The sequence below is a fragment of the Allorhodopirellula heiligendammensis genome, assembly GCF_007860105.1.
Lineage (GTDB): Bacteria > Planctomycetota > Planctomycetia > Pirellulales > Pirellulaceae > Rhodopirellula > Rhodopirellula heiligendammensis.
This window is the reverse complement of sequence record NZ_SJPU01000001.1, coordinates 1,713,369-1,739,910: the sequence shown is the minus strand read 5'-3', so window position 1 is coordinate 1,739,910 and position 26,542 is coordinate 1,713,369. Positions and strand designations below refer to the sequence as shown.

Here is a 26,542-nt window from a genome sequence, read left to right as displayed (position 1 = left end):
CCCGCCTCGATAGCTCGTGGCGAGTGCGTGACGATGGCAGTTTTCGTGTCCAACAGAACGTCGAAAGCTGGATTTGTTGGGACTTGATTGAAGTCGGCGCAGAACTCGAGCGGACGCATTCCCGATGACGTTCGGATTGAATCGATTCGCTTGGTGGTATTGCCTGACATCATCCGCTGTCGAAGTATCCAAGTGCTCGCTCATTACTACACACGATTGGATCGTAAGTCACTTCGACCACACGCAACTCGCCACCGCAGTCTGAGCAGCGCAGGGGCGCGGAAAGCGGTTTCTCCTGCGGCGCATGTCCACTAGCCAGCCAGAACGTCCATCCCAAAAATAGCCACACCAGCCAACGGACTTCGTCGAGCTTGACCTTCGAGCCTGAACTCATCCAACCGTATTGCCGGATCTTTTGAATGCCAGCGGGAAGCACGTGCTGGGCGAAGCCTTCTACGAATGCTTATCCCTTGACAGTCCGCGTCACTGTCGACGTGGACTTCGATGGACGCACCGTGTAAGTCATCGATAAGTCATCGATAAGTCGTCTACTTTCACGATTCGCTTGTCACTGAGTGCAATGCGATGCACGTAGGGGGCCAACTATATTAACGTGGCAAGGCCATGGCCGACGGCTTGAATGTCGACGACAAATTCTTGTCCCAAGCCGACACCGGGACGCGGTCGTACAACTCGCAAGCTCGCAGTTCATCGGCAAGCTTCGCCTTGTAGACTTGCACCAGCGTGCCATGATGAAATAGAAAATTCTTCGGTGTGCTCTGCCAAGCCTCAGGCTGTCCGTCAGTATCTAACTTCACTCCGCCGCCGGGAACGATATAGTGAACGTGAGGATGATAGACCGCTGGGTCACGCCCCCAAGTATGCAGCACCCCGAAAAAGCCGAGCTGACATCCTTTCAAGCTCTTGGTTGCCGCACCAACATCTCGGATGCTCTGGCTGCTGGCATCGAACAGACTTCGGTAGCCTTCGCGTTGATGGACGCGCAGCACCGAGCCAATCTCCCGGGGCACCGTGAAAGTAACCACTTCAGTGTTTCCGCTGGCAGCGGTACGTACCGATCTTTGGCTCCCTTGCCACGGTGAATGTGAACCATCATGCGTTTGCCATCAACATCACCGACCTGCAGGTTCCTGGTCTCGTCGAGTCGGAGGCCCATCGAGTAGGTGGTCCAGTAGAACAAGGCAATACATTCGACACGACACGCGTCGATGATGGCGTGGACCTGATCAATAGTGAGAACTTCAGGGAGGGTCTTGGCCTGCTGTAGCTTCATGGTGGCGAGAGTTTCCCGGTCACGCTTGCAAGTTCGAGTGTAAAAGAACTTGATGCCGGAGAATGCGACGCGGATAGATCCGTAGGCGAAGCATTTTTCGTTTTTGAGGTAGAGAAAGTAGTGTCGGAGTTGCCGCTCGGTAATCCGATCGGGCTGAGTTCGCGCCCAATCAGCGAGTTGCCTGACGGCTCGCAGGTATCCGTGTAGGGTTCGTTTGCTGAAGCCAGCCAGTTGCAGGTCTTCGCTCATCGTCTGATAGAGTGAGCCGTCGAAGTAACGCGAGGATTTGGGAGGGTGATCGTAGTGGACCATCAAAAGGTCTCCTTGGTGAGAGAAAAAGAAACAACCAAGGAAACATGCCTGCGCCATGTGATCATGCTACAATCACGACCGAAATACTTAACCTCACCACCCCGCCGCGATAGCGGCTTACTTGAACAATTGCGTGAACCGGAGCGGCGAATCCAGCGGAATTTGAAATCAACACGTAACGTCGCCGCCCGGTTACGCTCGACGTTCCCCGACTCAGGAAAGCAATTGACGCCACATGTCGGTCAAATTGTGGACGTCACCGTGACGTCGGTCCAGACGTACGGAATCTTTTGCGCGGACGATGATCACACCCAAGTCTTGGTACTGATTCCAGAACTATCGTGGACGGCTTCGTTCTGCTCGTGCAAGCAGTTTGCTAACGTTGGCGATTCTATCACGGTGAAGATCCTTCACATCGACGACGAGTCCGGTAAGATTGTTGCCTCAATTCGTCAGATATTTGCTAACCCATGGGCGACCGACGCATTCCGAGAGGGCCGACGCTACACTGCGAAGGTCATCCGCCATGTTCAGTCTGCCGATAGATGCAACAACTCCTCGGGGTATCTACTTGAATTGGTGCCTGGTGCATTCGTGATGTTATGTGCGTCTGACCTTGCCCTCGTACCTGGCGATGCATGTGGTGTGGAAATCACGCGTGTCCTTCCAGACGCCCGCGCTGTTACCGTCACGCTAACAAACTGACGAGATGGGGAGCAATTCGATGCACGTGAGCGGCGAGAACGCCGGGTTTTGAACACTCACTCCTCGATCGCCGCCACATGATCGTTACCGTTATCCGAGCTGCTTGATGCGAAAGACTTTCCTGTTTTGAATCCATACGAACCGACCTCGATCCTTTCAATCAAGCCGAAGCCCACACGTATGAAACCAAACGGTGTCGGACCGATATTTCGATCTCTTGCTGGGGTCATGTGTTGCCTTATACTTTTGGGAATTTACCGGCTCTTTTTCGATATGCTCGCAGCACCCACACCACATGGATTGTTCGCCGCTGCTGGTATGGCTATTGCGTTCGTAAACCTCGGTTGGATTTGCTGCGCTGGTTCTCTACTCCCGTTCGGTTACGGTAGTCCGTAAGCTGAATAGTCGCTGGTGACGTTGGTTACCGCTCTCGAGAATTGTGCTCATCGCCGAAACTCCACATACACATACTCAACGGCGAACCAATGAGGATTTGACTCCGCGTAAACGCGACGGTTAAGTCACTTTCGGATTCGATTTACTTCGTTCGTCGCGGGCAGAATTGCGAATGCCTAGCCGAAGCTCGAGTCCTTTGTTCAGGAAGCCCGGTGCTTACCCAACGCCCCTTAAGCTTTGCTTCCACGCGGACAGCCCACATGCAGGCGGTGGTGCGGTTTGCGAATCCGGTGCGACGGATGACGACACCAAGAATCGCCACACGTCTGCTTTGCAGATTGATAATTGTCGGTTTTTTCCTCGACATTCACGCTCCTGTGACGCCTTCGGATGTGATTGGCGCATCGCTTCATCGATCGCCCTCCTGCAGACGTTTGCGTTCTCGCGGTCTTGTCAACTCGATGCCTCATGGTCCACCAGAGCCTGGGGACACAGCATCTTGTCACTTGGATCGATAAAACCGGTGACGTCTTGGATCTCGTCAACGGTGACCTCGCCTGATTCTCTCAGTCCCTCTTCTTTGACCCTCTCACCACGAGCGAGACTTTCCAGTTTCGTCTGGATGAACTTCAAGTCATCAAACGGAGCGGCCTGGGTATACGGCGATAACAGATCAGTGACTGAATGATCTTCAGATGCTTCCAAGCAGGCGTCTTGCGACGCAGGTGGTCGCGGAGAAACTCAATCACGTCGCCTGGTGTGAACTCCCACGACACGGCAACGCGGAACTCGCCGAGTCGATCGTACAGAGCAGATTCCGTCCCAACTACCCGCAGCCTCCCAGTGACGACCACCGCCCTCTTCCACGACCATTTTTGATGCGAGCTAGGGGCGTTCCAAGGACTGGGGGCGTCCTCTCCGCCGTACTGCATCGCCGCAGCACTACCGAGCTGATTCGTCGCATGTCCGCATAACAGGTCAAGTCTTACGGCCGAAATTGGTACAGGATTTTGCTTGACCCAAGAATCCAGACCCCCCATACTCAGCAGACGCCAACCAGCGATAATATTCCCTCGAACCGGCGATAACACTTCCCGTGTCACCGAGGGAACCGAAGGTCCAACCAGCGATAATCGGCCCACGAGCTCCTTATCGCCGGGTGACGTCCCCGCCAACCGGCGATAATTACCTCGTTCACCGACAAAAAAATGACGCTCTTTTGTCCTACAGTCGACCGTATGCCGATTCCCGTGCAGACGGTATGTCCTGAATGTGGTGATACTAAGGCCCTTGATCAAATAAACGACGAGCAGAAGCAGTTCCTTCTCGAGTCGACCTCGTACCACGAGCTGTATACCGAACTTTGCCACCTTAAAACCATCGACCAGATTCTGCGTCGGTTTCCAGGCACTAAGAACCGTTTGATCGTGTCCAAAACCAAGAGGATTGGTGATGGTCACGACGATCCCGAGGCAGTGAAGCAAATCATCCGCGATTCGCCTGGGTTGCACGACTTCCTCGCAAAATCCAGCTTTTTGTTCTCTGCTCGCTTTCCGGCCGTCGCCAAGGCTGTTGGACAAACCGAAGGTAACGTTCAGGATGGGATCATGAAGTGCGAGCGGTGCGGACACCAATACCTGATTTTGCCGTTCGACTATTACATGGCATGTGGGTAGACAAGTGCGGTGAACCAAGCGATGCACCCAAGTCGCGGAGCCGGGCGTTTTGACAATTGAAAACCTTTTGCCGCGACTGGGTGATCGCCGCCGTTCCCCGACAGAAAACATCCTGCGTGATCGCTAACGATGGCCACAGTTCCACCGGCAACGCTACAGCGGTATCTCAACGGTCGATTCGTTTCGTTCCATCTTAGTCGGCTACTACCCGCATTCGATCCGTTTCACTCCGGCATCGTGGATTCTTCCGGTACGGTACCGCTTCGCTTTCCTGGTTTCGACGAAACCTACGAACTACGGCTCGGACCGTCGGCGTCATCGTCTGGCGTAGTTTTCACACTCAATCTCCAGCTACCGATTCTTGCCCCGGGCTTCTGGTTCTGCATCCACTGCTTGATGCGTGATGACTACGTTGCACTGCTTTCACCCACGGGACATGGTATATTCTACTCGCACCCCGATACTCCAAGGCACGTTCCGGACTTTGGCGACTCTGGTACTGCAACATTTGCGGACGCCATGACCCGCGTGGAACATGCGGAAGACCTGATCGCACGGTTCACCGGTACTTCGAATTTCGAGGGGCAATGACATGCACGGGAACACGGCTCGCGGCTTTTTATGCAATGGACAGTTCACTCTCCGTGCCCCGGGATGTCCACCGTTATTCGATCGAAAACATTCCTTAATTCCGATTCGCAAGGAATCGCCATGAAACCACTCAGAATTACGTTGGTTGGAAACCAAAACGGTGCTCGCAGAATCCAGTGGGGTGGTTTGCTTGCCACTGCCGGTGTTCTCGCCGCAATATGCAGTCCGATCGCTGTGGCGTCGGCTATGCTCATGGGGTCTCCTCCGGTCCTAATGATCGGGGCCGGGCTAGCGGTGATGCTCGGGACGATGGTGCGTATTGGACTTACTACATCGCTTGATGAATTGCCAACTGTTGATTGACTGGTGCCAGGGCATGGTCTGCGGGTCCTGCCCGCTCTGGACAAACGGATAACCAGTAAGCCTTTGACATCGCGAGGTACGAGCCGATGTTCAAGGGCTTTGTTCAAGAAGGCCGATTGATGATGGGTGGTGTCTTGATCGAACGTATGGGATTTGCTTCGACGTTTTATTCATGACCGCGGTGAGTTGAGCGAAGCGATGATGTTGGCCCGCCTCGATGGCTCGTGGTGAGTGCGTGACGATGGCAGTTTTCGTGTCCAACAGAACGTCGAAACACGCGACGAGGATTTCAGCGGTTCGTGGTCCTACTCCGGGGATCGTTTGGATTCGTTTGACGCGCTCGTCATTCTTGCCGATCGCTTCGAGCTTCTTGACGGCACCAGTGAGTTGCTCCGTCAGCGAATCGAGGGATGGTCAGTTCGATGTCGAGTTCTCCTTTCCAAAGTTCGTCAGGTCCACAGTCAGCCAGGGGTTTGCGAAACGAGTTGATGTGCTCGCGACCGGAGTAACAGGCTTTCTCGCCGGTTGCGATCTCGATCCCGTGGTTGACGAACCACGCACGGATGGCGTTCTTGGTTTTGTTGATTCGTCCGTCGAGGGTCTTGCGGTATTTGACGAGCGATCGGAACTCACGATTTTCCAGCGTCGGTGTGTGAACGCCTTTGAGCTCACCCATGGCGGCCATCCGAGCGAGCTTGAGAGCGTCGTCTCGGTCAGTTTTCCGTTTGACGTTGGCCCATCGCCAGGCTTCTTCGTTGGTGGAGCAGACGAGTGTTTCATGCCCTTGATGTTATGCCAGATCATTGATCCACCCCGAGGGGCCGCAGGCCTCCATGACGACCAAATCGGCCTTGGTGTCCTGGAAGATGAGACCGAAGTGTTCTCTCGTAGTGGGTGTCGTGACAAACTGCGTTTTGCGAGTTTTCGAGTCGAAAAGGCACAAAACGGAGTTGAATTTCCCGAGGTCCAGTGCGAGAATCTTCATGAGATTTCATTCCATGTGTTTGGTGGGTGGAGCGAATGTGACGGGCAGCCGCAAGCTGCCCAGATCACGGGTTTGAGTCGCCAGTTTTTTAACGAATGGCTCCCACCCGTCAAACCTTGGACTTACATGGATTCTTTCCCCGAATGAGATCTCTACGGCTAACTCCTCCTCCACTGTGGTGTATTCGTTTGCAATACTGAGTCTATGGACACCGTATACGTCAAAATGAACGTCATCGGAAACATGGCTCATCCGACTAAAGCGTACTTTTTCTGATGGAGCGAATAAAGCAGTAGTTCGAAGTATTCGCGATCACGAATGCCGTAGGATTGTCGTTGGAGCGTCTTGATTTTGTTATTGGTGCCCTCCATCTCCAACTCATTGAAGCGTTGCTCCCAGCGTTCACATTCCGGACATCCGTTCCCAGTGCTCATGGCGTAGAATTCTAACCGACATCGCCGAATCCGCGAATATCAGTTTTAAAACCGTGAACAGTTACCTTTGCTCAATGCCCCATGGTGGACCAAGAACTCATCGGTCCTTCCGTCGTTTCGGCAGTGGAAATTTAATGCATCGGCAAACTGCTCGACATCCGACTTGCTGTTGGCGAAAATCAGATTCTTCTTCCCAACAAAATGGCGATATATCGCTTCACTGATGCCAACGGGAAGCGACGGAGCTTCATCGTCTTCGTTGTCGGGCTTTGGCGGTGGGCTGAGAAAGCCATGGATTTTGTAGAGTAATCGCTTTGCCTCCGTGCTCCCTTCGATCAGCTTTACTTCACGATCGTGGTCCGGACGCATCCAATCTTGGTAGACTGGAAAAGCATCTCCAAGCGTTGCCGACAGTCCGATCAAACGAAAGTCCCGCTCCGTCTGGCGACGAAGTCGCCAAAGAAGGCTTCGTAAGTGAGTACCTCGTTCAATTCCGACGAGTGAGTGAATCTCATCGATTACAACAAAACTCAAATGCCTAAACACGTTCGCGATTTGCGAGGTTCGGTTGAGTAGCAATGACTCAATCGACTCTGGCGTGATCAGCAGAACCCCGCTCGGGTTCTGAATCAAGTGTCGCTTTCGTCCTGCATCAACATCACCGTGCCAGCGATGCACGGCGATCTCGGCTCGTTCGCAGAGTGTTTCAAGCCGGCGAAATTGATCATTGATCAGCGCTTTCAGAGGACCGACGTAGACTGCTTGGATCGAAGGCCGCTGGTCCGCGTAAAGGCTTGAAAGAACGGGAAGAAATGCCGCTTCCGTCTTCCCTGACGCGGTGTTCGCAGAAATGATCAAATCCGCATTGCTCTGCAGAACCTCTTTAATTGAAGCTTCTTGAATGGGACGAAGCGAACGCCAACGCATGTCCCATAAGATACGTTGAATAGGCGGAGCCAAAAGCCCAAACGCTTCCGAAGAACTCACAGTCGAAACTCTGTTAGATCGTCATTGCCAGGCGTCGGAACGTCCGGAGAACTATTTTCTGTTCCTTGCTTTGTCGCTCCAGAAGTCAGCTTTCCAAGGTGTTCCTCCCATCCACGGCTAGGATCTTGCTCCAAAATGTTCAACAGGCTCACAAAGTCCTTGATCGTTTCTCGCGGGGTTTGGAAGTAATTCGCTCCCATTCTCGATTGGCAGTTCTTCAGAAACTCAATCAGTCCTTCCTTCGGGATGAAATGCTCTTCTGGGTGTTTCCCGGCGTGAACACGTCGGATGTTCATCAGCAAGACTAAGCAGTCTTCTGGCGTTAGATTGTCTAACTTGATCACCGGTGAAGAATAATCTTGTTGCTTCTCGTCGGCGAATCGGTTCGGTGCCAAGCGAGTCGCCAACGCTTCGTAGCTGTAGAGCCCTCGTCTTGGATCCTCTAGGCATTCGTCAGTACCAGCGAACAAAAATGCAATTCCCTCCGCGCGTCCCTGCAGGCAATCGTTGATGATTCGGAGGATCGCCTCGTAATTGTTGTTTCTGGCTTGCGTGTTCGAGAGTCGATGGGACAGAACCACTAGCTCATCAACATTCACCAGCAATCCCGCGTAGCCGGCCAAACGAACGAAGCCGGCGAACAGCTTTAGGTAGTCGTAGAACCCGGAATCGTCGATAATCGATCGGACACCAAGATCCTGCCTTGCTTCCGTCTTTGTTGTGTATTCTGCGCGGAGCCAGCGAAGCGAATTGGCTTGAAGTGCTTCGTTGTGAGATGTGTAGCCTTCGTAATACTTCGTGATAACATTGACAAAATCAAAACCGCTAACCAGATCCTGAAGCGGACGAAGGACTCGCACAAATTCTTTCTTGACGTCTTCTTCCGTACCGTCGCCTGTGGCACGGATCGAGTGATCAATCTCGCCAACCCAACGCTCGATGACATTTTGAAGAGCGTTGCCGTCGGGTTTGGAACGTGTCGACAGATTCCGCATCAACTCGCTGTACAGCGACTGCGACTGCCCGCCCGAGCCATGGAACCGCCTCTCCGTGGTGACGTCAGCCTGGGCGACGACGAACTTTCGCGTCTGCGCGACGTTTCGAATCAGATTCAGAAAAAACGTTTTCCCGCTGCCAAAACGCCCCACGATGAAGCGAACTGATGCACCTTTCTCCTCGACCAGCTTCAGGTCGTTTACCAAGGCATCTACTTCCTTCAGCCGGCCAACTTGAATGTGTTGAAGCCCAATGGCGGGAACCACCCCGGCAGAAAGCGATTGAAGCACTGCGGCACGTTCACGATTCGGAATCATTGTCTATCCAAAACTCTCAAGCAAATTTACGTGAATTACAAATGGATCGCCCTCTTCGATTAGCCAATCCCCACACTTGTCCATAGACCATTCGTTAATGGCCTCAACGGCACCACTTAGCATCAGTCCGTGCTGGTCAGCGAGAGTCCGGAAGTCCGCAGGAGTCCAGTTTTGCTGCTGCAATACCGCCTGGAGCAGCGGAGCGTAACGCGAATCGAGACCGTCAAAGCCTTCACTTTTCTCCGCAGAATCGGACTCCGCCAGAATTGGAGTGTCGGTTTCCGTCACAGGCTCCGATGGTTCGCTGTCAGGTTCATCATCGATATCATCGTCTCCGTCGGCCATTGCATCGCGGAGTAATGTCGCGACTTGGCTAGTCTCGGCCATGATCTTCGACACCGCATCTAGATCGAGATGTAATTCCTCCGGTTCCGCATCGTTGGCTTCCCGCTCCTTGGTATGCTGTTGCACCAAGCGATCGAGTTCCGTGGGATCCAGTTCCAACGACCTGTACGCACTTCGCAAAGCTTTCAACTCCGCTTTGCAAATTACCTCGTCGCTCGCGGCAACTCCAACCAAGAACTCGCCAACTAGTCGACGAAGTTTCAACGGAAGCTTTTGAGCCAACGTCTTGCTGATTGCATTGTCGCCAGAACGTGAGTGCAGCAACAAATACTGGAGTCGATCCAGCCGCTTCGACTCGGCTTCAGTTAAATTGAACTGCCCTTGGAGATGTTCGTTGATGAAAGTAAGTTCTTCAACGTCTACGCTTCCGTCAGCCTCGGCGATACTCGCTCCCAGTCGAAGCAACACCGATGCCGCAGCGTAGCGAGTCGGATCATCCAAAAGCTTGCCGTCGTGGAAGAACAAGGTAACCTTCTCGTCCCAACGGTAGTTCTTGCCGGTGATGCGAGCGTCCGGTTCAACGCCGAAGCCGATTATGTCGGCCGTGGCTAGGATGCGATTGCACTGAGTTTTCGTTAATCGGTCGCGGCATTCGATTTGTTTGATTTTGGCGAGTTCGCTTACCGGAATGATTGGCCAATCATCCGCGTCAACATTGGACTCCCAAGCATTGAGCCAGGCCTCTTCCTCTGGATGCGCACCATTTCGTAACTCGAGAGGGAGCGATTCATAAACGTCGCTCGTCAGTACGTCGTCGGCTTTCTTCTTCGCCCGACTGAATGTGCGTAGCGACTCGATGCATTCTTCCCAGATCACGATAAGCGGTTTGACTTGGGCTGACTTGCTGAGCACATCAGGTCGGGGCGGAATCTCCGGAAAACTCGCCGAGTGCAAATTGCGCAGCAGGCTGCCGCTCGCGGGATAATAATCAATCCGCTTTGGTCGCTTACCGGCGTCCATCTGAATGCCTTTTCCGCAACGCTCCTGATACTTCATCTTGAAGAGCTTATTGAACTCTTCCTCATGGCGACTCACGATCACGCTTGACGACGACCGGACGTCACGACCAGCAATCATCCGGGCAAGTCGAGGTGGTAGCAAGATTGACTTCGATTGCAAAATGCCAAGGCAAATGCCCAACGTATCGTCCGTCCACGTCTTAGTTGATTTAATCGCGCTCGTAAGCTCCTTTACTGGCAATGCTCCTGACTGCGACGCCAAGTAAATTGCCATCCACAGCAATGAACTTCCGTAGCGTCGAAAGGAGTTGGAGTGGCCGTAGATCGTCAGCAGTCGCATGATCTCATCGGCGATCGGCAAGAGATCCGCCCGATCCACCAATACGCGTCGTTCAAGCCCGTAGAAGTAGATAAATACGAAACCAAGTTCGACGTCAGGGTCCTTTCTTCCTGAGGCAAGCCATCGGAGATACTGGTATCGTTGAGAGGGAGAACAGTCGTAATAGCTGGGCCAGTAGGGCCGTAGCGATGCAATTGTATCGCGACGGTATGTGGAGCCAGGGATTTGGGGTCTTCACCACCCACGGAATGTCAATTGACGCTTTTCTCAGCTGGAAGCACACATTCTCGGTTCCGTTCTATGTACTGCCTCTTTTCATTCTGTATCGGATGATTCGAAGACCTGCGGACGATCCCGACCGGGTACTCAGTCAATGATTCTGCCCTCGATCGGGCGTGCAAACACATTTGGCTGATAGCTAAAAAAAAGCTCACGATGCCCAACCGGATGTGATCCGGCTGGGCTCGTGAGTCGGGGTGAGGTGAACGTTATTTCGACGCGGGTTGTTTGCCCTTCAGCTCATCAATCAACGTGGACGCCTCGCTGATGGTCAGTGCTGAGAGTGCCGAAACACCAAACCGATCGTGAAGCGTGCGGTCGAGCGTGATGCCTTGTCGCTTTGACATGACCGCGATCGCGTTGATTTGTTTTTCTGTCGCAAAGCGTTTCACCGATGGTTGGTGGGTCGGTGCGGTTGGCGAGGTCTCTCGCTGCTGCGGCTCGTTCGGAAGTGATTGTTCTGCCAGCATCCGGCAACGCCGGACAGCAGCAAGAATCGCGTCATTGCTGGCCTGAGCGTCCAGGGGCACGGACACTCGGACGGCTGGGCCTGACTGTCCATGTGAGCTTTCGGCCGTAATGCCGAGTGTGATTGCACTATGCAAATGTGTTCTCCTGAATGGAAGATGTGAATTCGCCAGCGACGTTCAGTTCGCTGGCGAGTAAGTTAAAGGTGAAATCGCTGTCCAGTGGCATGTCGCGTAGCCAGCGTGTGAATTGATGGACGGACAAGCCCGCGGCAATGGATGCTGCGTAGATTGTCGATTTTGCTGTGCAGGTTCCTGCGTGAGCGTCACCCTGGGCGAACAACGTCGATTCGTAACGGTGACGTGATTTGCTGGGCTCAGCCGTCAGTAAACGAATCGTCTCGCCGTTCATCCGGGTATCGATCAGCAGTTGGATCCGCCTTTGAAGGCATCGCCACACCGTTGCCCGCGTCGCGATGCTGTCGACGCAGCAGAACACGACGTCACCGACGCGGTGCATTGAGCGGAAGCGGTCAATGATGAAATCGATCTCGATCGACGGATCGATGCGTTCGACTTCCAACATCGTTGCCGTCACCTTGGCTTGCCCGATCTCATCGGCCCGGTAGCCTTGCGTGGTCACGTTGGTCAGCTCGACGGTGTCGAAGTCAATCAATTGCAACTTCGTGACGCCGATCGAAGCGAGTTGCAGTGCGACTTGACGACCGATCGCTCCGACGCCGATCACCGTGACGCTGGTTTCCCGGATACGATCTCGCGGAACGAGACTCGCTTGACGTTCGAAACGATCTTGGTTGGTATTCAAGATGCCACCCATTCACTTTCCGACCAGCCGGTGTCATCCCGCCACTCAAAGGGATCACTGCTCAGTGTCCTCGGACGCCGAGTAAACGGATCATGAACCGTGACAGCGGCTTCGTACTCAGATTCCCAAAGATCTTGATCCGCCTCCGGGAATTCCGTGTCGTAGTCAACTTCGACGGCAAGCCGCTTATTGCAGCCCGGACCGACGTTCATTCGCAGCCGAGCGTAAGTGGCGCCGCCGCGTGCGACGATGAACATCACGGCCCAGTCCGGAGAGCCAAAGGCACGCTGAAATGTCTCTTCGTCCGTGCCACTGGGTAGCGGTGACGAGCCGGGATGCGTGTGCAGCCAAATTCGTCCACACGTTTCCGGCGTGTGCCCCTCGTCGATCTGATCATCGAAATAGTCCGCAACTGCGGCGTCATCGAACGACACCGTAACAGGCGTGCAGATTTGCTGAACCATCGCGACCGACTCGATCAACAGGAGATCGTCGGGACTGGTGATACCGAACATTCCGACCTCGGTGTTTCCCAGGTCACGCAGGAATAGCAGTTTCGCCCACGCATAGGGCGTGAACCGCAGGCTCTGACGATTCCTCGCTGGGATCCGACGTCGACTCCCCTTCTTCTTCGTTAACGCAATCATCGCATTTCTCCTCCGTTAGACAGTCTTGGCAAAAGGGTTTGTTACATCGGTCGCAGCTTGAAATGCAGCTTCCGCAGAATGAGTCTTGGCAGCCTTCGCACTTCGTCATGCAGTCGTCGCAGTGAGTTTCACTGCAACCGTCACATGAGCACGTACAACCGCTGCAGATCTGGGCGTCACATTGATCACACGAGCAAAGGTCGTCTTCATCAACCGTGCTGCCGCAGTCCCGACACTCGGTGCCCGACCAGTCACCCAGCGTTGTGTAGGCACTGTGTGGGTTGTAGGTGTGCAGGATTTGATTCACGACAGTGAAGAAGTCATGCAGTCGTCCTTCAGTCAGAGCCAACTTGATCGGCCCGTGGCCTTCGCCTTCGCACAGCGTTTCCGACTGAACATGCGGATGAGTCGTCGAGTCACAGCTGGTCGTTGGGTTTGGATCAACTGCTACCACGCGGTAGGGACAGGACTGTCCCAGATACTTCAGCTCCAGTTCGATTCGGAAGGCACCGAGGTGGGTGTACTCGATCTCGATGGGTTCAGTGGTGACCGCGATGGTTTTCTTCGTAAAGTCAAAATCACAGGCGGGAAACTCAGCTTCGATCGCCAACAGGTCGGCTGTGACACCAGCTAGCGAAATGCTACGTCGTGGAGCCATCGACGCGGCTGCCACATAAATGGCGTCATCGACTTCGCGTTGAAGATCGTTCAGAGCGTCAAGCATACGCTTGCCAAGCGATCGCTCAGCACCGTGATATTGACGTGACCTAGCGACTGATATCAAACGTTGCCATCGCTTCACCTTATCCGCCGATGGGACTCGAAGCGTCTTTTCCTGCTGTGAGCAATGACGATCAACGGCCGTCTTGACGAGTCCCGCCATCCGCCAAGCACGCTTGACGGTGCGGCGGCTCTGTGGAGTGAGGCGATTCACGATGCCGCACCTTCGATCTTGGTTGGCGTGATCGAGACACGGTCTCCTTCGATCAGGATTTGGTCGCTGGAGACAGGCTGGCGGTTGACGCGAATCAAGTAGTTCGATTCCCTGCCTTCACCGATGCGTTGGTTGAACAGAGATTGCACCGTCGTGTCCGCTTCGATGTCGATGTGATTGGCGAATCCGGCGCCGTCGTTGTTGATGAACAGAATCTTCATGGTTTGTGGTTCCTGGGTTTGTTGTGATGGGGATGTGCGGTCGTCGCCGGCGTGTGTTGGTGTCGTCGGCGTCGGGTTCCGCGGGAGACAAAAGAACGACCGGCGACACGTTCAGAGTGCCGCCGATCGTGGATTGCAACGGTGAAACCGGTGTACGGTTTACAACGCTGCGAACTCAAATGATGTGGTCGCATCGAACTCCTCTTGGTGGGCCTCGAACTCGTCCCAGTCGATGACGTGGGGGCCGAGGTGTTCGGCTTCCGGATCGCTGATCGGCTGCGAGGGATTGGCGATCAGAAAGCCGAGACGCTTGATGGTGGAGACAGATTCGCCGGTGGTACGAGCAATGTTGCGGTACATTTCAGCTTGAAACATGTGCATGGTTCCTGAGTTGGAAGGTGTCAACGAAAAAGCCCTCGTCGATCGGCATGGTGCCAAGTCGCGAGGGCTAGGAAAGAATCAAGTCGATTGGTGAAGGCTTAGCGGGACGCTGGCAAAAGCCAGCGCTCGTTGAGCCATTGAAGTTCGGCATCGAGTGCCTCACTACGAATGTCGAACGGACCGAGCATCGGACCGTCAACGGGTGAAAGATCGGCCATCCATTGGCCGTCGTCGGTGGGTTCGACGTGCGATCCACGGCGTATATCGATGCTCCCGAGTCTGTGAAGCTCGATCGCTTCGCAGTACACGGTTCGCACAATCCCAGCCGGCGTGATGACAATTTCCATGTCACCGCTCATCGGGGTCGTCGCTGGATGTTGCGGCGTGGACGATCAACCAGCAGTTGATCGAGACCAGCTTGCACCGACGCCATTCGAGTGGAAACACTCTGGCGAAGTTGTTCACTGGTTCGCAGTTCCTGCGGGCCGACGCCGCTCACTGCCGCTCGAGCCTGGCTGACCAACAGATCGAGTTGTTCGTTCGAACCGATGTTGAGAGATCGGAAACGATCGAAGAATTCGTTCAGGTTCGTCACCGCCGAGTCGCGAAACACTTTCGGCTTGCCGTCTTCTTGGCCAGCGATCCGCTCAGTCAAGTGCTCGACGAGCTTCGCGAGTTCTTCCAAGAACGCTTGCTCGGCAAGTTCGACGGCCTCGACGAAACGAGACTGCACGCGGCGACATTCCGATTCATAGACTTCGGGGTTGAGCTGCCGCAGGTAGTTGGGCGGCTCGACAGCCGGAAAGTCATGCGTGATCGCAAATTCATCGACCAGCGAGGCTGGGTAATCACTCACATCGAACAGGTCGCCGAGTCGGTCACGAGCGGCTTCACGCATTTCCGTGAAATGCAGATCAAGTTCGGAAACGGCAACAGCCAACTCATCCCGAAACGCCTCCATCTGTGAGTCAAAGTCACCGATGGTTTCACGTTTGATGAGCCGCAATCCCGGTTCGGGATAGGGCAGCGACACCGTCTTCCAGTACGACACTGCTCGCGATCGCACCGACGTGACGGCTTTGTACGCGGGGTGGGTCGTATCGATCAGCTTCTTTGACGCCGACAGATACTTCGACTCAGCGTCGAAGGAATCGGCAGCCTGAGTTTTCTGTTCGGACGTCAGGGTCTTGCGAACGCCGAGCCAGTTGAAACTGAGCCTGGCCGCGGCCATCGTTGACCGCAGTCGATCACTCGCCGAAGTCGAAGCCTGCGAGCGGGGTTCATCCAACACACTTGTCATTTTGAATCTCCTATGAAATGAAAGAAGCCGGGCGACATCCCAAGTGGGGACACCGCCCGGCTAGGTGGTAAAATCCGGATTTTAAAAGCCGGATATTAGAAACGGACGTTAGTTGTTCGACGGTTCTCGATTGACTCGGCGACGAGCTTTCGGCGTCCCGTTGGTCGGCTGATAGATGCCGGAGCGACTGGCCGACAGACATCGACCGCTAGCCCAGGAACGCAGTTGACCCACGGACTCTGCCGCGGTCACCGCCACCGGCACCACGTTCTGTGCCGCCTGATTTAGTGGCAGATCAAGCAACGCTGCCAGACGACAGCACGACTTGATTTCCGCCCCAGTCCAGTTGGTGTCATCGGGAGCACCCTGTGCGGAGTCGATTTCATAGAGATCCCGATAAAGCTTCCAAATCGCATCCTTCTCTTCACGACTTGGTAGGTCGAGAAAGAACACACCGTCGAAACGTTCACTGCGGCTGAACTCAGGTGGCAGCTTGGAAACGTCGTTCGCTGTACAAACGACGAAAACGTCGGATTCATGGTCATTCAGCCAAGACAAGAACGTGCCGAACATCCGTGATGCGACTCCGGAATCGCCACTGCCGTTCATTCCCGCGAATGCCTTTTCGACTTCATCGATCATCGCCACGCAGGGAGCCATCGCATCGATGATTTTCAGTGCCTGGCGAGTGCGTTCCTCCGACTGCCCGACGAGTGAACCCATCAGGCTGCCGACATCGATATTGAGCACCGGCCGACCGACTTCCTTGCCGAGGGCTTTGCAGAATTGCGACTTTCCGCATCCTGGTGGGGAGAGAAGTAAAACGCCCCGCGGTCGATTGCGTGAGTTGCCACGGTGCGACTGCAGCATGGCCCGTTTACAGAACGCCTTCAGTGCCGACAGGCCTCCCAGGCTGCTGAAATCCTCGCCGCCGCGATACAGCGAAAGCAGACCGCTTTTCTTTAGCGTTTGGGTCTTCATTTCCCACACCGCATCGGCAGTGATCCGCTCCTGACGGACCAGTGACAAACTGAAAGCGTTCTCAGCTTCCATGCGAGTCAAGCCAGCCGCCGCGTCGATCACCATTTGAAGTTCGGAGTCCTTCGGCAATTCTCCCTCTTCGGTGGCGATTCCCCGGGCGATCTCATCGAGTTCCTGGTGGTTGGGCAGGTCATGCTCCATCACCACGAACATCTTTTCGAGCTCCGTCGGGATCTGCACCAACGGTGAAAGTACGACCACGATCGTGCGATTCTGTTTGCCAGCCGCGATCTGCCGTGCCAGTGCCTGGACGACTTCAGCGGACTGCAAGAACCGATGAAAGTTCTGCAGCACGAGGATCGCTGTGCCATCAGGCGAGGCGAGTGCATTGATCGACCGGATCGCGGTCAACGGATCGTTGCCGATCGTGTCCTGTTGCGGTTGATCGGGAACGTTCAGTCCGGTTTCAATGTCCCAGGTAGCCAGTTGCCACTCTTGGTCGCGGCAGAGCTGAGCGATTTCGGTGAGTGCATCCTGGTGCTCGTGGGACTCGATCCAGATGCCCGTAAAACATGCTCTCACGTACTCAGTGAGGCGAGTGTTGAGTTTCAAGGTTGATCTCCTTTCTTACTGATGTTGTTGGTTGGATTGCTGCTGACTTGCCTGTTGATGAAACTCAGCCGTCAGTTGTTCGCTGGTGCGTTGACCAAGTGCCTGTTCAATGAACTGACTAGCTTGGCGACATTCAGTGCCTGTAAAACCCTTGGTTTGGACTTGCGTTTGTCCCGTCGGCGTGACGACGATTTCGATGGTCTTGCTCATGCAGCACCTCCCACCGAAACCGTCAACTTGATCGAGCCGTCGGCGAGTGATTGCTCCGTCACGGTGTGCCCCTTCTTGCGAGCTTCGAGTTTCGTCTTCTCGACGCCGTAGGCCTGCAGGAAGCGATCGAGTTGAGCCTGTTTGCCCCAGTGGCCGTTGTAGGTGTCGAAGCGAGCCTCGCCGGATCGCGTGTCGAACACAGTCGGGTACCGCCAGCCGGGAAGGTTAACGATCACGCCGGTTGCCTCGCTGCTGAACAGCTTGACCGTGCCCCGCGTGGGTGGATCCAGTTTGAGACGCTGGCAGGCGGAGCCAATAGCGACCTCGTCTCGAACTTCGGTTTTGATTTCCACGATGTGACTCATGGATTGGTTCTCCTTGTGTTGAGTTAAATGGTTAGCGGGGTGGCTCGACGTCATCCGTCGAGTCACCACTGAACAGTGCGTGATTGGTTTCCTCGTCGTCGTGATCCGAAGCTGGACGCCGAGTCATAGGCCCCGGCAACAACCGTGGTTCATCTGAGGTCAGTTCGAGAACCAGCATCTCCGCGACCGCTGCATGATCTGGTTCCTGCGATTGCATTTGCCGGATCACAAACACCGCGACGACGAGCGGCAGCACGCACGCAATGGTCAGTCCCAAGTTCTGAATCACCGTCGCGATGATGGGATCTCGGTGCCGTTGCGATGCGATATCGCGACGATCCTGTTCGAGCTGGTCATGGCCTGAGTAGATGACCGATTGCTGCTCATTAAGCTGCGACGTGATCTCAGCTTGGGCGGCGATCAGTTCCCGCCGGGCTTCCGCGTCGCTTTTGACCAGTTCCTTCGCGGCCTCCGCGAGTTGATGGCTTTCTGCGACGACGGCTTGGGACTGATCAGCGAGCCTTTCGTTCTGCTTGCGTTGCTCGGTCATCGATTGCTGAGCAAACGCAGCAAGCCGTTCGTCAGATGAGTCACTGCACCCTGCGACGCTGAGAATCAGCGGAACCAGGCACATCGTGACGCGTCGAAGATGGTTCATTTGCTTCACGAGGATCTCTCCATTGGGAAAAGACTCGGGCCAGGAGGGACTGCAGAGCACGTCTGAGTCGAAACTCCTTCGCCCAAGCCAGGGTGAGTAGCACGACCAGCACGCTGCTGGCCGCCAGAACGGCAAAGGCCATTGGGTCTCCTTCAAAAACGATGGGATAGAAACGAAAAAAGCCCCGCAATCCAGGCATCTCTGAGTGAGATGACTGAACGACGGGGCTGTGAACGTGAAATTAGAGTGCTGGAAGAGCTAAGTCTTCCCTATTAATAGTGACACCAAAAACGCCGAAATTCGATTTTGACCCCGTGATTTACGTGTTTTCTACGCAAATCAAGCTGTTTTCGACGTTTCAGACTAAGTGGCTGAAATCCGAGCCTCAGAGAGAGATGGCACGTCTAATGGCCGAAGCAACTAGGGTAAAAAAGCATGGATGTCGCGTGCGGCAATGAAATAGGATTCGTCAATGAGAGTTCCGTACCCAGACGGGAGTCACACCCGCTCATCGTCAAACTATTTCCAGTCCGTACTTGCAACCGATGGTTCGTCGCCGAGCGTCCGTTACGTGATCGCGATTGTTCAGAGTTCACAGCCGGTGGGTAGGCCGTAAGGTCTTTGGGGCTTCGTACTTTCGCGGGAGCCCTGACGATAGGCTGGGGGTGCTACGCTCGTGAATGATCGTCTGAACCACTGCTGTGGCCCCGGTGGTCGTTCAGGGTGACAGCTATGAGCGATGATTCTCCCGCGTCCATATTCGGCGTAGATGCTTGAAGGCGTGTTGATCATGAGGCCTGCTTGTGAGTTGTATCGGGTCGTTTCCGTGCGATAGAACGCCAGCGGCTGATACGCGACCTCGCCCCGGTCCGGGCTAGGCTTCACAACCGGTCCGTTAGAGTAAGCCGAGTCGCTGGTAACCGCTTGGTTGGGGCTCGATGCGCTCGGGCCCAACAACACTTTGCCGAGCGGCGTCAGCTCCACATTGACTTCTGCCTTGCCGAATGATGAGCGTTCATGTACGTTTTCCGCTTGGATGATCTGCAGTGAAGTACTGCGTAAGGGCATCAGTAGAAAAAAGCCGGCGCAGGCCCCCACATAACCTCCGCCATCATGAATGAAGCGTTTCACGTTTTCGCGGCCAATTTCGCCGAGACTCTTGCCCTGTTCGGTGGAAGTCCCGCCTCCAAAATAAAGCACGTCAAACTGTCGGATCGCGTTGCTGCGAGCTTCCTCACCTGCGATCGGAACGAAACGGTGATCTTCAAGGTCCTGCCATGATCGCATCAGCCAGTATGGGCCATGTCCTGTACTACTTACTGCTCCCGGCCCGGTGAAGACACCAATGCGAAGCGAGTTATCGTTCGCTTGCCGTGGTGGCAGAAGTTGGTCCGGATGCACGGTTTCGTTCAGCATCTTCAAGTGCTCTAACACACCGTGAACAACATGACGCTGTTGTCTGGCGTTACGCGAACGCGTCGTGCCGGACTGAGACTGATAGGCTTTGACAATTATCACCGGTGTTTGGTGCTTGTGATTCATCGCAGCGACGAATGAACCGTCGGGCATCGGTCTGTTAAGCGTCACCGCTTGTGGACGACCGATACAACCACTTTGATCGACTTTTTTGCGTCCTGCTTCGGCGAGTGCGGCGGTGCTTGGATCACCCTGATAGAGAATCGCGGTTCCGTATTTGCCGTTTCCGAAGTCATCGACGGAACTCTGCAGGTCAATGATCAGATCCGGCCTCAGATTTTGTGCAAACGCCCACAGCGACCGCCCCAAAGGAGTTCGCGCTTCGTGTTGTTTCGGTTGCGACGGATAAGCGGTTCCAAGGTCATAGGTCGTTTGCGGTTCGCCAGGCGTCGTCGCGGTGCCCGCCATGATGGCCGGCCAATTGACACAAGGAACAACAATGAGCTGACCGCGTTGAATCGGCCAATGACGGATCGCATCCGCCGCAAGGACGCCTTCGGGTTGATCGCCACGAACACCCGCGATGATCAGCACCGTCGGGCCATCGTTCTCTGTGTGACGTTTGTAGATGGGCGTGTTCCAGAAGTCAGAGTTAGACACCAAAGACGACTTGTCAACGTGCTGACCATTCCCGACAGCAGGGGTCCAGTCCTCCGCGCACGCCCGTGCTGCCACGGCCAATGACGTTACCACGCAGACCAGTAGAGTCATCGTTTTCCTACACCGAGACACAAGCTGCATCATTATTATTGGTACCATCGCATCAGTCGTGTTCATGGGGAATTGTAGACAGTTTCTCAACTTGCTGTTTAAAGCAATCCGCCTTCAACGCACGGAACGGATCACGTTGTCGCCGCGAAAGATTAACCACTTCAAATCACTTAACTCGGCGACTCACGTGCATCCGATGGTTCGTCGGTTTCTGTCAGCGTGATCTCGTGCCCGAGTCACCACGAATGATAGCACGAATCCGAATCAGGATACGGTGAATCACAAACGAGGGCCGCGGCGGGGTTCGTACACAAGACTCGTGTCGGGTCCAAACTGGCATGTTCGACGTGAAGTCCTCTGCGCGGTCCGAAGCGTCGAAGCCAGAGAAACGCCCGAGTCGGTCCGCAAACGGTCGATAGGATTGGCTGACCCGGTGGTTCCGTGAGTTCGGCGTTACCGAGAGCGGTCGGTCAACGTAACGATAGAATAGGCGTGCCAAAGACAACCCGAGGAGGCCACCAATTCCAAAGAGCAAGTAGACGACCGAATTTGGAGGCTCAAGAACAGCAAAGCCACCTGCGCTGACGATCGCAGCGCCGATGATCAATAGTCCAAGATAGATGATGTATCGCATCAGTTCAGATGGTCCAGATCAATTCGACGAACGGCCGACATCACGGGGCACGGAGAGTGAACTATCCATTGCGAAAAACGCTGCAAGCCGTGCTCCAGTGCATGTCATGGTTCGCCGCGATCTGCTTCATCGGCGAGTACACGGTTGAAAAGATCAGAATAGCGTGATCGTTTGCGAGTGTAAGCGTCCTCGGGAATCGAGTTCAATAGCATTCGGACACGTTCAGTTTGACGTGTCGTGAAAGCGTCATGTTCAATGAGCCATAGGCAGGCGTCTGCCATTTCAAGCGATTGTTGGTCGGTCCTGTTGGCAAGGTGAAATAGCGATTCGTAAATTTCGCGGTGGCGAGCGATTCCCTGTTGTTGTTTTCGGCAGTCAACGCAACGAACGCAGTCGGATTCGAGCCCAAATCCAAGTTGTTCGTACCAGTATTTCTGTTCTTCTGCGAAAAAAATGAAGGGACGTTTGCAATCCCGGCATTGCCGTTCAAGGTCGAAGTAATGCGTAACCGGAACGGTCGCGGGCGTCTGCTGTGAAAGATCAGCGGCGATCGCTGTGTTGGGAATTCGTTGTGTACGGTCGCAGTAAGCGCTGAAATCGCCGTAGGGCCATTCTTTTCCAACGACGGCTTTGTATTGCGCAACGATTTCTTTTTGGGTGGTCGCGTTCCAATGAAGATGCACGTCGCGATCCATCGGACTTGGATTCAGACCGCTGACGTTGGGGCGGCGACCGTACCGAGGATGGTCAGCGAATTGCGCGTACTTGTCGGTCTTACGTGTCATTGTTCGTAGCGGCGAACGACCGCGATAACCGAGTCGCGGCGAGTGATTTTCCATTGTCAAAAACGACGGCTCCGCGACTTCGGTTCATCGATTGGTTCCCCGCTTCTTGGTTTGCGGACAACTAAGGCACCTACCCAGTGAACCGTACCCATAAAAGCGTAAACGATCACGCACCAGAATGGAATGATCGCCAATCCGGTGATTGGTGCGAGGGTCAATCCAGTGTCATTGCTTATGCGACGTCGAGCGGTTTCAGCTTGTGGGGATGTATCGGCGACATCATAAGCTGCGGCCGCTTGTTCGATTTCGGCACGTCGTATCGGAATCGAAAAGAGAAGTGTGAAGTACGCGAAGATGCAGGCGAGCATGAAGACCAAGGGCTCAGAACCCGGTCGAAGCAGATGGCGACGGATCAAGTACGCAAAAGCAGGCGTCGTGAGAACGCAAATGATGAGTGCGGTTGATGCAAGCAAGTTGCGAACTTCAGTCGGGGAACGTTGACGATCAGCCGGCGGCGACGGACGATCAACCACTTTGAAACGCCCGACTTCGCCGCTCGGTTGCATCGGATGGTTCCCCGCCCCTGCGTAATCATGCGTACTGATCTAATTCTTCGCTTGGGTCAAAATGATGAAGTAGTAAGTAATCGTCCCAGCCAGCATCCCCCGTCACGGTAACGATCGATGAAATCCGGATCTCCGTGCTGAGAAAATCGGTTCCAAGGAACAGGTCGGCAATCCGTGCCCATGTTTCCGCTGGGGAGTTTGAGTGGATATGTATGTTGATGTAGCGTCCATCGTCGTCCCCCATCGTTGCCGAGCACTCTTCGACCCATTCCAGTTCGAGACGCTTCGCAACGTTGAGGATGTCTAGTTCGTCAAGGGCAAGAAGCTGATCCGGTTGCACGTGGATCAGAAAGGTTTTCGCCGGGGCACTCATCAAGCAGCGATTTCAGTCGGGGAACGTTGCGGATCACTCGGTCGGCGCGAGAGATTTTCCATTTTCAAGACGCCCGACTCGCCGACTCGAGTGCATCCGTTGGTTCGCCTTCCGCTGCAACGTCCACGATGCTACAAGCGGCAAGCACAGTAAGAAACGTGGCGAGAATCAAAGGAACGATCCCGTGGTGTGTGTACATCAGCATAATGGGCCGTTGAGACAGGCCGAACAATACCAACAGCAGTGTCAGAGCCAAAGTTCCTACGACTACCGGAACGTACTGCTTCGCTCCCAATGCATTTGGCCGCCGTATGACGGCGGCACTCGCTCCGCAAATCCCGACAAGGCTTGCCACTGCGACAGCCTGCCACCAACCGCCAATTGTTTTGTAGCCGGCCAGAGCAACAGCGACAACGCCGGTGAGCCAAACAAGGTGGGAAATATGAACCTGAAATCGGTGTTTAGTTGACCGGAGAGAAACACGGGCGAATAGTATTGCGGTGGCTAAGGTTGTTCCATGCAGAATAGCAGCGTATGTGTCTCTGTGTGACGTCATGAGAAACATTAACAAATAGACGACAAGCACAGTCGAGAGAGCGGCCAGCAACGGACGCGCCCAGTGCCTGCTTCGGATCGCAATTGTCGAGATCAATGCTGCTGATGAAAGCCAAATGACGTAACGTCCCAAAAGATCAAGGTTCATTGTAATGGCGTGGGATCTGTAGCCGGAAACCACAGTTCCGTCGATGCGTTCTCCGAAGGAAGTGAGCAGCAGAAAGCTGGTGGCACGAAGAAAAATTCCGCAGGCTAGCAACGTCAATAGCATTATGCCTTCCTTGTATCGCAAGGCGAACGGCGGCGATATGCGGGCGGCGGCGAGCGACTCAACCACTGAGCCAACGGCGACCACGCCGCTCCGTCATCATTGCATTGTTACGAGTCGTTGAGTGTAGCGTAGTACCCGTGGGCTTGCCCTCGACTTCGATCCGCAACGAGCTCTGCGTCACAGTCACCAATTGATCAGGCGTCGGACAATGCCTCGCAGAGCAGGCGTTGGTTGATGCCCCGCAGGGCAGTGTTGCCTCGTGCCCCGCAGGGCTGGCGCTGGTTGCCGCTGCTCGTGCGTCGGACGATGCCCCGCAGGGCACACTTGGCTTTGCATCCACACTCGTCTTCAGTCCGGCTTGGTCTCGTAACGGCGGCGATATGCGGGCGGCGTCGAGCGGCTCAACCACTGAGCCAACGGCGACTACGCCGCTCCGTCATCATTGCATTGTTACGAGTCGTTTATTGTAGCGTAGTACCCGCGGGCTTGCCCTCGACTTCGGTCCGACACGAGCTCTGCGTCACAGTCACCAGTTGACCAGGCGTCGGACAATGCCTCGCAGAGCAGGCGTTGGTTAATGCCCCGCAGGGCGTGTACTGACTCGTGCCCCGCAGGGCAGGCGATGGTTGTCACGGCTCAGGCGCCGGACGATGCCCCGCAGGGCATACTTGGCGTTTCATCCACCCTCGTCTTCAGTCCGGCTTGGTCTCGTAACGCCAGCAATATGCGGGCGGCGGCGAGCGACTCAACCACTGAGCCAACGGCGACCAACGCCGCTCCGTCATCATTGCATTGTTACGAGTCGTTTAGTGTAGCGTAGCACCAGTGGGCTTTCCTGCGTCTTTGATCCGCAACGAGCACTGAGTCACAGTCACCGATTTAACAGGCGTCGGCAGTGCCTCGCAGAGCAGGCGTTGGTTAATGCCCCGCAGGGCATGCACTGCTTCGTGCCCCGCAGGGCTGGCATTGGTTGTCGCAGCTCGGGCGTCGGACCATGCCCCGCAGGGCATACTTGGCGTTTCATCCACACTCGTCTTCAGTCCGGCTTGGTCTCGTAACGTCGGCGATAACCGAGTCGCGGCGATAGATTTTCCGTTGTCAAAAACGACGACTCCGCGACTTCGGTTCATCGCATGGTTCGCCGCCATTTTTACGTCGCAGCACGGGGGTCATTATAGATCCTATATCGACCATGGCCATACCGTGTTCATATGGCCGCACCCCGGGCACTCCCCGCCGTGCTGTGGATTCTTGGAAACACCACGACAGTCGATCCATGAAGTGAGCAATGCAAACGGAGCGATTGCACAGACGGCACCGCAAAGGAATAGCGGAATCCACCAACCAAGATAGTAAAATGGAGCGGCAAGGATCAATGCTCCTACGATCAGCCAAAAGAATGCGGCAGGCGGTGACGAACCTCCTGGTGCAGGCTGGTATCTGTCGACACCAAATCGTTTATTGCATTTGGCGCAACGCATAGGTTAAGTCGGCGAACGGCGGCGATATGCGGGCGGCGTCGAGCGGCCCAACCACTGAGCCAACGGCTGCTACGCCGCTCCGTCATCATTGCATGGTTACGAGTCGTTTAGTTTAGCGTAGTACCCGTCGGCTTGCCCGCGACTTCGGTCCGACACAAGCACTGCGTCACAGTCACCAATTGATCAGGCGTCGGACAATGCCTCGCAGAGCAGGCGTTGGTTGATGCCCCGCAGGGCAGTGTTGCCTCGTGCCCCGCAGGGCTGGCGCTGGTTGCCGCTGCTCGGGCGTCGGACGATGCCCCGCAGGGCACACTTGGCTTCAACACCAGCTTGATCTCGTAACGGTTGCGACAACCGAGTCGCGACGAGTGATTCTCAATTGCCAACAACGGCGATTCCGCGACTTCGGTTCGTCGCATTGTTACGAGTCGTTTATTGTAGCGTAGTACCCGTGGGCTTACCCGCAGCTTCGATCCGACACACGCACTGCGTCACAGTCATCGATTTGACAGGCGTCGGACAATGCCCCGCAGGGCAGGCGTTGGTTGATGCCCCGCAGGGCAGTGTTGCTTCGTGCCCCGCAGGGCTAGCGTTGGTTGTCACGACTCGGCGTCGGACGATGCCCCGCAGGGCACACTTCGCTTCAATACCAGCTTGATCTCGTAACGGCGGCGATATGCGGGCGGCGTCGAGCGGCTCAACCACTGAGCCAACGGCGACTACGCCGCTCCGTCATCATTGCATTGTTACGAGTCGTTTATTGTAGCGTAGTACCCGCGGGCTTGCCCTCGACTTCGGTCCGACACGAGCTCTGCGTCACAGTCACCAGTTGACCAGGCGTCGGACAATGCCTCGCAGAGCAGGCGTTGGTTAATGCCCCGCAGGGCGTGTACTGACTCGTGCCCCGCAGGGCAGGCGATGGTTGTCACGGCTCAGGCGCCGGACGATGCCCCGCAGGGCATACTTGGCGTTTCATCCACCCTCGTCTTCAGTCCGGCTTGGTCTCGTAACGGCGGCGATATGCGGGCGGCGGCGAGCGACTCAACCAC

The 26,542-nt window shown here is 55.2% G+C and carries 30 protein-coding genes and 3 pseudogenes; 4 read left to right on the top strand and 29 right to left on the bottom strand.

Annotated elements, in window-relative coordinates:
- Positions 1–169: 169 nt before the first annotated feature.
- Together Poly21_RS28465 and Poly21_RS28460 are read right to left on the bottom strand one after the other, a co-directional pair.
- Positions 170–1,046: pseudogene (locus Poly21_RS28465) on the bottom strand (IS91 family transposase); the annotation flags it as partial.
- Between the two features lie 53 nt (positions 1,047–1,099).
- A pseudogene (locus Poly21_RS28460) lies at positions 1,100–1,543 on the bottom strand (tyrosine-type recombinase/integrase); the annotation flags it as partial.
- Positions 1,544–1,621: 78 nt separating this feature from the next.
- On the opposite strand from Poly21_RS28460, the gene Poly21_RS06520 reads away from it, so the two are divergent.
- Positions 1,622–2,311: a S1 RNA-binding domain-containing protein gene (locus Poly21_RS06520; protein ID WP_302117869.1), complete on the top strand. Its 690-nt coding sequence runs from the start codon at positions 1,622–1,624 to the stop codon at positions 2,309–2,311.
- Between the two features lie 849 nt (positions 2,312–3,160).
- Here Poly21_RS06520 and Poly21_RS06515 read toward each other — a convergent pair.
- Positions 3,161–3,412 (bottom strand): hypothetical protein, encoded by a 252-nt coding sequence (locus Poly21_RS06515; protein WP_146406092.1) that lies wholly within the window; start codon positions 3,410–3,412, stop codon positions 3,161–3,163.
- A 533-nt stretch (positions 3,413–3,945) separates the two neighbouring features.
- Between Poly21_RS06515 and Poly21_RS06510 the strand changes: the two genes are divergently transcribed.
- The 3 genes from Poly21_RS06510 to Poly21_RS06500 all read left to right on the top strand — a co-directional run bounded on the left by Poly21_RS06510 (position 3,946) and on the right by Poly21_RS06500 (position 5,337).
- Positions 3,946–4,383, top strand: coding sequence for a hypothetical protein (locus Poly21_RS06510; RefSeq protein ID WP_146406091.1), 438 nt, complete (start codon positions 3,946–3,948; stop codon positions 4,381–4,383).
- Positions 4,384–4,512: 129 nt separating this feature from the next.
- Positions 4,513–4,974: a hypothetical protein gene (locus Poly21_RS06505; RefSeq protein WP_146406090.1), complete on the top strand. Its 462-nt coding sequence runs from the start codon at positions 4,513–4,515 to the stop codon at positions 4,972–4,974.
- A gap of 120 nt (positions 4,975–5,094) precedes the next feature.
- Positions 5,095–5,337 carry a hypothetical protein gene (locus Poly21_RS06500; RefSeq protein WP_146406089.1) on the top strand — a complete coding sequence of 81 codons (243 nt, stop codon included), beginning with the start codon at positions 5,095–5,097 and terminating at the stop codon, positions 5,335–5,337.
- A gap of 343 nt (positions 5,338–5,680) precedes the next feature.
- Here the strand turns inward: Poly21_RS06500 and Poly21_RS06495 are convergent.
- The 26 genes and pseudogenes from Poly21_RS06495 to Poly21_RS06380 all read right to left on the bottom strand — a co-directional run.
- Positions 5,681–6,058, bottom strand: a pseudogene (locus Poly21_RS06495) (IS110 family transposase); the annotation flags it as partial.
- Between the two features lie 69 nt (positions 6,059–6,127).
- The gene (locus tag Poly21_RS27140; RefSeq protein ID WP_302117868.1) at positions 6,128–6,322 is read right to left on the bottom strand and encodes a hypothetical protein; all 195 of its coding nucleotides are present in this window, start codon (positions 6,320–6,322) and stop codon (positions 6,128–6,130) included.
- A gap of 248 nt (positions 6,323–6,570) precedes the next feature.
- Positions 6,571–6,756, bottom strand: a complete 186-nt coding sequence (locus Poly21_RS06485; RefSeq protein WP_146406086.1) for a transposase — start codon at positions 6,754–6,756, stop codon at positions 6,571–6,573.
- Positions 6,757–6,801: 45 nt separating this feature from the next.
- Positions 6,802–7,743 carry a DEAD/DEAH box helicase gene (locus Poly21_RS06480; RefSeq protein WP_146406085.1) on the bottom strand — a complete coding sequence of 314 codons (942 nt, stop codon included), beginning with the start codon at positions 7,741–7,743 and terminating at the stop codon, positions 6,802–6,804.
- Positions 7,740–9,056 (bottom strand): ATP-binding protein, encoded by a 1,317-nt coding sequence (locus tag Poly21_RS06475; protein WP_146406084.1) that lies wholly within the window; start codon positions 9,054–9,056, stop codon positions 7,740–7,742. Before Poly21_RS06475 ends, Poly21_RS06480 begins: the two co-directional genes overlap by 4 nt.
- A 3-nt stretch (positions 9,057–9,059) precedes the next feature.
- Positions 9,060–10,955: a tellurite resistance TerB family protein gene (locus Poly21_RS06470; protein ID WP_302118466.1), complete on the bottom strand. Its 1,896-nt coding sequence runs from the start codon at positions 10,953–10,955 to the stop codon at positions 9,060–9,062.
- Positions 10,956–11,248: 293 nt separating this feature from the next.
- A complete protein-coding gene (locus Poly21_RS06465) occupies positions 11,249–11,644 on the bottom strand; it encodes a hypothetical protein (RefSeq protein WP_302117867.1) in 396 nt (131 codons plus the stop codon).
- The gene (locus Poly21_RS06460) at positions 11,637–12,344 is read right to left on the bottom strand and encodes a ThiF family adenylyltransferase (protein ID WP_146406081.1); all 708 of its coding nucleotides are present in this window, start codon (positions 12,342–12,344) and stop codon (positions 11,637–11,639) included. Before Poly21_RS06460 ends, Poly21_RS06465 begins: the two co-directional genes overlap by 8 nt.
- Entirely contained in the window at positions 12,329–12,847 is a 519-nt protein-coding gene (locus Poly21_RS06455; RefSeq protein ID WP_146406080.1) for a hypothetical protein, read from the bottom strand. The genes Poly21_RS06460 and Poly21_RS06455 overlap by 16 nt, the downstream gene beginning before the upstream one ends.
- A 22-nt stretch (positions 12,848–12,869) precedes the next feature.
- Positions 12,870–13,913, bottom strand: coding sequence for a hypothetical protein (locus tag Poly21_RS06450; protein WP_146406079.1), 1,044 nt, complete (start codon positions 13,911–13,913; stop codon positions 12,870–12,872).
- Positions 13,910–14,134, bottom strand: a complete 225-nt coding sequence (locus Poly21_RS06445) for a molybdopterin converting factor (RefSeq protein ID WP_146406078.1) — start codon at positions 14,132–14,134, stop codon at positions 13,910–13,912. The genes Poly21_RS06450 and Poly21_RS06445 overlap by 4 nt, the downstream gene beginning before the upstream one ends.
- A gap of 159 nt (positions 14,135–14,293) precedes the next feature.
- On the bottom strand, positions 14,294–14,509 hold the full coding sequence (locus Poly21_RS06440) for a hypothetical protein (RefSeq protein ID WP_146406077.1): 216 nt from the start codon (positions 14,507–14,509) through the stop codon (positions 14,294–14,296).
- Between the two features lie 104 nt (positions 14,510–14,613).
- Positions 14,614–14,874: a hypothetical protein gene (locus tag Poly21_RS06435; protein ID WP_302117866.1), complete on the bottom strand. Its 261-nt coding sequence runs from the start codon at positions 14,872–14,874 to the stop codon at positions 14,614–14,616.
- Positions 14,871–15,815 carry a hypothetical protein gene (locus Poly21_RS06430; protein ID WP_146406075.1) on the bottom strand — a complete coding sequence of 315 codons (945 nt, stop codon included), beginning with the start codon at positions 15,813–15,815 and terminating at the stop codon, positions 14,871–14,873. Before Poly21_RS06430 ends, Poly21_RS06435 begins: the two co-directional genes overlap by 4 nt.
- Before the next feature lie 108 nt (positions 15,816–15,923).
- Positions 15,924–17,408 carry a Ycf46 family AAA ATPase gene (locus Poly21_RS06425; RefSeq protein ID WP_146406074.1) on the bottom strand — a complete coding sequence of 495 codons (1,485 nt, stop codon included), beginning with the start codon at positions 17,406–17,408 and terminating at the stop codon, positions 15,924–15,926.
- Positions 17,409–17,423: 15 nt separating this feature from the next.
- The gene (locus Poly21_RS06420) at positions 17,424–17,618 is read right to left on the bottom strand and encodes a DUF2997 domain-containing protein (RefSeq protein ID WP_146406073.1); all 195 of its coding nucleotides are present in this window, start codon (positions 17,616–17,618) and stop codon (positions 17,424–17,426) included.
- Entirely contained in the window at positions 17,615–17,983 is a 369-nt protein-coding gene (locus Poly21_RS06415) for a DUF1257 domain-containing protein (protein WP_146406072.1), read from the bottom strand. The genes Poly21_RS06420 and Poly21_RS06415 overlap by 4 nt, the downstream gene beginning before the upstream one ends.
- Before the next feature lie 31 nt (positions 17,984–18,014).
- A complete protein-coding gene (locus tag Poly21_RS06410) occupies positions 18,015–18,650 on the bottom strand; it encodes a hypothetical protein (protein WP_146406071.1) in 636 nt (211 codons plus the stop codon).
- A 576-nt stretch (positions 18,651–19,226) separates the two neighbouring features.
- Positions 19,227–20,717, bottom strand: a complete 1,491-nt coding sequence (locus Poly21_RS06405) for a hypothetical protein (RefSeq protein WP_146406070.1) — start codon at positions 20,715–20,717, stop codon at positions 19,227–19,229.
- 325 nt (positions 20,718–21,042) lie between these two features.
- On the bottom strand, positions 21,043–21,462 hold the full coding sequence (locus tag Poly21_RS27135; RefSeq protein WP_302117861.1) for a hypothetical protein: 420 nt from the start codon (positions 21,460–21,462) through the stop codon (positions 21,043–21,045).
- A gap of 104 nt (positions 21,463–21,566) precedes the next feature.
- Complete coding sequence (locus Poly21_RS06400; protein WP_302117859.1) at positions 21,567–22,247, bottom strand: zinc-ribbon domain-containing protein; 681 nt, start codon at positions 22,245–22,247, stop codon at positions 21,567–21,569.
- A 56-nt stretch (positions 22,248–22,303) separates the two neighbouring features.
- The gene (locus tag Poly21_RS27130) at positions 22,304–22,720 is read right to left on the bottom strand and encodes a hypothetical protein (RefSeq protein WP_302117843.1); all 417 of its coding nucleotides are present in this window, start codon (positions 22,718–22,720) and stop codon (positions 22,304–22,306) included.
- A gap of 118 nt (positions 22,721–22,838) precedes the next feature.
- Positions 22,839–23,186 carry a hypothetical protein gene (locus Poly21_RS06395; RefSeq protein ID WP_146406068.1) on the bottom strand — a complete coding sequence of 116 codons (348 nt, stop codon included), beginning with the start codon at positions 23,184–23,186 and terminating at the stop codon, positions 22,839–22,841.
- A gap of 64 nt (positions 23,187–23,250) precedes the next feature.
- Positions 23,251–24,012: a hypothetical protein gene (locus tag Poly21_RS06390; RefSeq protein WP_146406067.1), complete on the bottom strand. Its 762-nt coding sequence runs from the start codon at positions 24,010–24,012 to the stop codon at positions 23,251–23,253.
- 806 nt (positions 24,013–24,818) lie between these two features.
- Positions 24,819–25,142, bottom strand: a complete 324-nt coding sequence (locus Poly21_RS27125; protein ID WP_302117823.1) for a hypothetical protein — start codon at positions 25,140–25,142, stop codon at positions 24,819–24,821.
- Positions 25,143–25,600: 458 nt separating this feature from the next.
- On the bottom strand, positions 25,601–25,912 hold the full coding sequence (locus tag Poly21_RS06380; RefSeq protein WP_146406065.1) for a hypothetical protein: 312 nt from the start codon (positions 25,910–25,912) through the stop codon (positions 25,601–25,603).
- Positions 25,913–26,542: the final 630 nt, after the last annotated feature.

What these genes read in the sequence shown, in the direction of transcription:
- Poly21_RS06510 (WP_146406091.1), top strand. Translation starts at nt 3,946, where the DNA reads ATGCCGATTCCCGTGCAGACGGTATGTCCTGAATGTGGTGATACTAAG.
- Poly21_RS06505 (WP_146406090.1), top strand. Translation starts at nt 4,513, where the DNA reads ATGGCCACAGTTCCACCGGCAACGCTACAGCGGTATCTCAACGGTCGA.
- Poly21_RS06500 (WP_146406089.1), top strand. Translation starts at nt 5,095, where the DNA reads ATGAAACCACTCAGAATTACGTTGGTTGGAAACCAAAACGGTGCTCGC.
- Poly21_RS27140 (WP_302117868.1), bottom strand. Translation starts at nt 6,322, where the DNA reads ATGAAGATTCTCGCACTGGACCTCGGGAAATTCAACTCCGTTTTGTGC.
- Poly21_RS06485 (WP_146406086.1), bottom strand. Translation starts at nt 6,756, where the DNA reads ATGAGCACTGGGAACGGATGTCCGGAATGTGAACGCTGGGAGCAACGC.
- Poly21_RS06475 (WP_146406084.1), bottom strand. Translation starts at nt 9,056, where the DNA reads ATGATTCCGAATCGTGAACGTGCCGCAGTGCTTCAATCGCTTTCTGCC.
- Poly21_RS06460 (WP_146406081.1), bottom strand. Translation starts at nt 12,344, where the DNA reads ATGGGTGGCATCTTGAATACCAACCAAGATCGTTTCGAACGTCAAGCG.
- Poly21_RS06455 (WP_146406080.1), bottom strand. Translation starts at nt 12,847, where the DNA reads ATGTTCGGTATCACCAGTCCCGACGATCTCCTGTTGATCGAGTCGGTC.
- Poly21_RS06445 (WP_146406078.1), bottom strand. Translation starts at nt 14,134, where the DNA reads ATGAAGATTCTGTTCATCAACAACGACGGCGCCGGATTCGCCAATCAC.
- Poly21_RS06440 (WP_146406077.1), bottom strand. Translation starts at nt 14,509, where the DNA reads ATGTTTCAAGCTGAAATGTACCGCAACATTGCTCGTACCACCGGCGAA.
- Poly21_RS06435 (WP_302117866.1), bottom strand. Translation starts at nt 14,874, where the DNA reads ATGAGCGGTGACATGGAAATTGTCATCACGCCGGCTGGGATTGTGCGA.
- Poly21_RS06430 (WP_146406075.1), bottom strand. Translation starts at nt 15,815, where the DNA reads ATGACAAGTGTGTTGGATGAACCCCGCTCGCAGGCTTCGACTTCGGCG.
- Poly21_RS06420 (WP_146406073.1), bottom strand. Translation starts at nt 17,618, where the DNA reads ATGAGCAAGACCATCGAAATCGTCGTCACGCCGACGGGACAAACGCAA.
- Poly21_RS06415 (WP_146406072.1), bottom strand. Translation starts at nt 17,983, where the DNA reads ATGAGTCACATCGTGGAAATCAAAACCGAAGTTCGAGACGAGGTCGCT.
- Poly21_RS27135 (WP_302117861.1), bottom strand. Translation starts at nt 21,462, where the DNA reads ATGCGATACATCATCTATCTTGGACTATTGATCATCGGCGCTGCGATC.
- Poly21_RS06400 (WP_302117859.1), bottom strand. Translation starts at nt 22,247, where the DNA reads ATGACACGTAAGACCGACAAGTACGCGCAATTCGCTGACCATCCTCGG.
- Poly21_RS06395 (WP_146406068.1), bottom strand. Translation starts at nt 23,186, where the DNA reads ATGAGTGCCCCGGCGAAAACCTTTCTGATCCACGTGCAACCGGATCAG.
- Poly21_RS06390 (WP_146406067.1), bottom strand. Translation starts at nt 24,012, where the DNA reads ATGCTATTGACGTTGCTAGCCTGCGGAATTTTTCTTCGTGCCACCAGC.
- Poly21_RS27125 (WP_302117823.1), bottom strand. Translation starts at nt 25,142, where the DNA reads ATGAACCGAAGTCGCGGAGTCGTCGTTTTTGACAACGGAAAATCTATC.
- Poly21_RS06380 (WP_146406065.1), bottom strand. Translation starts at nt 25,912, where the DNA reads ATGCGACGAACCGAAGTCGCGGAATCGCCGTTGTTGGCAATTGAGAAT.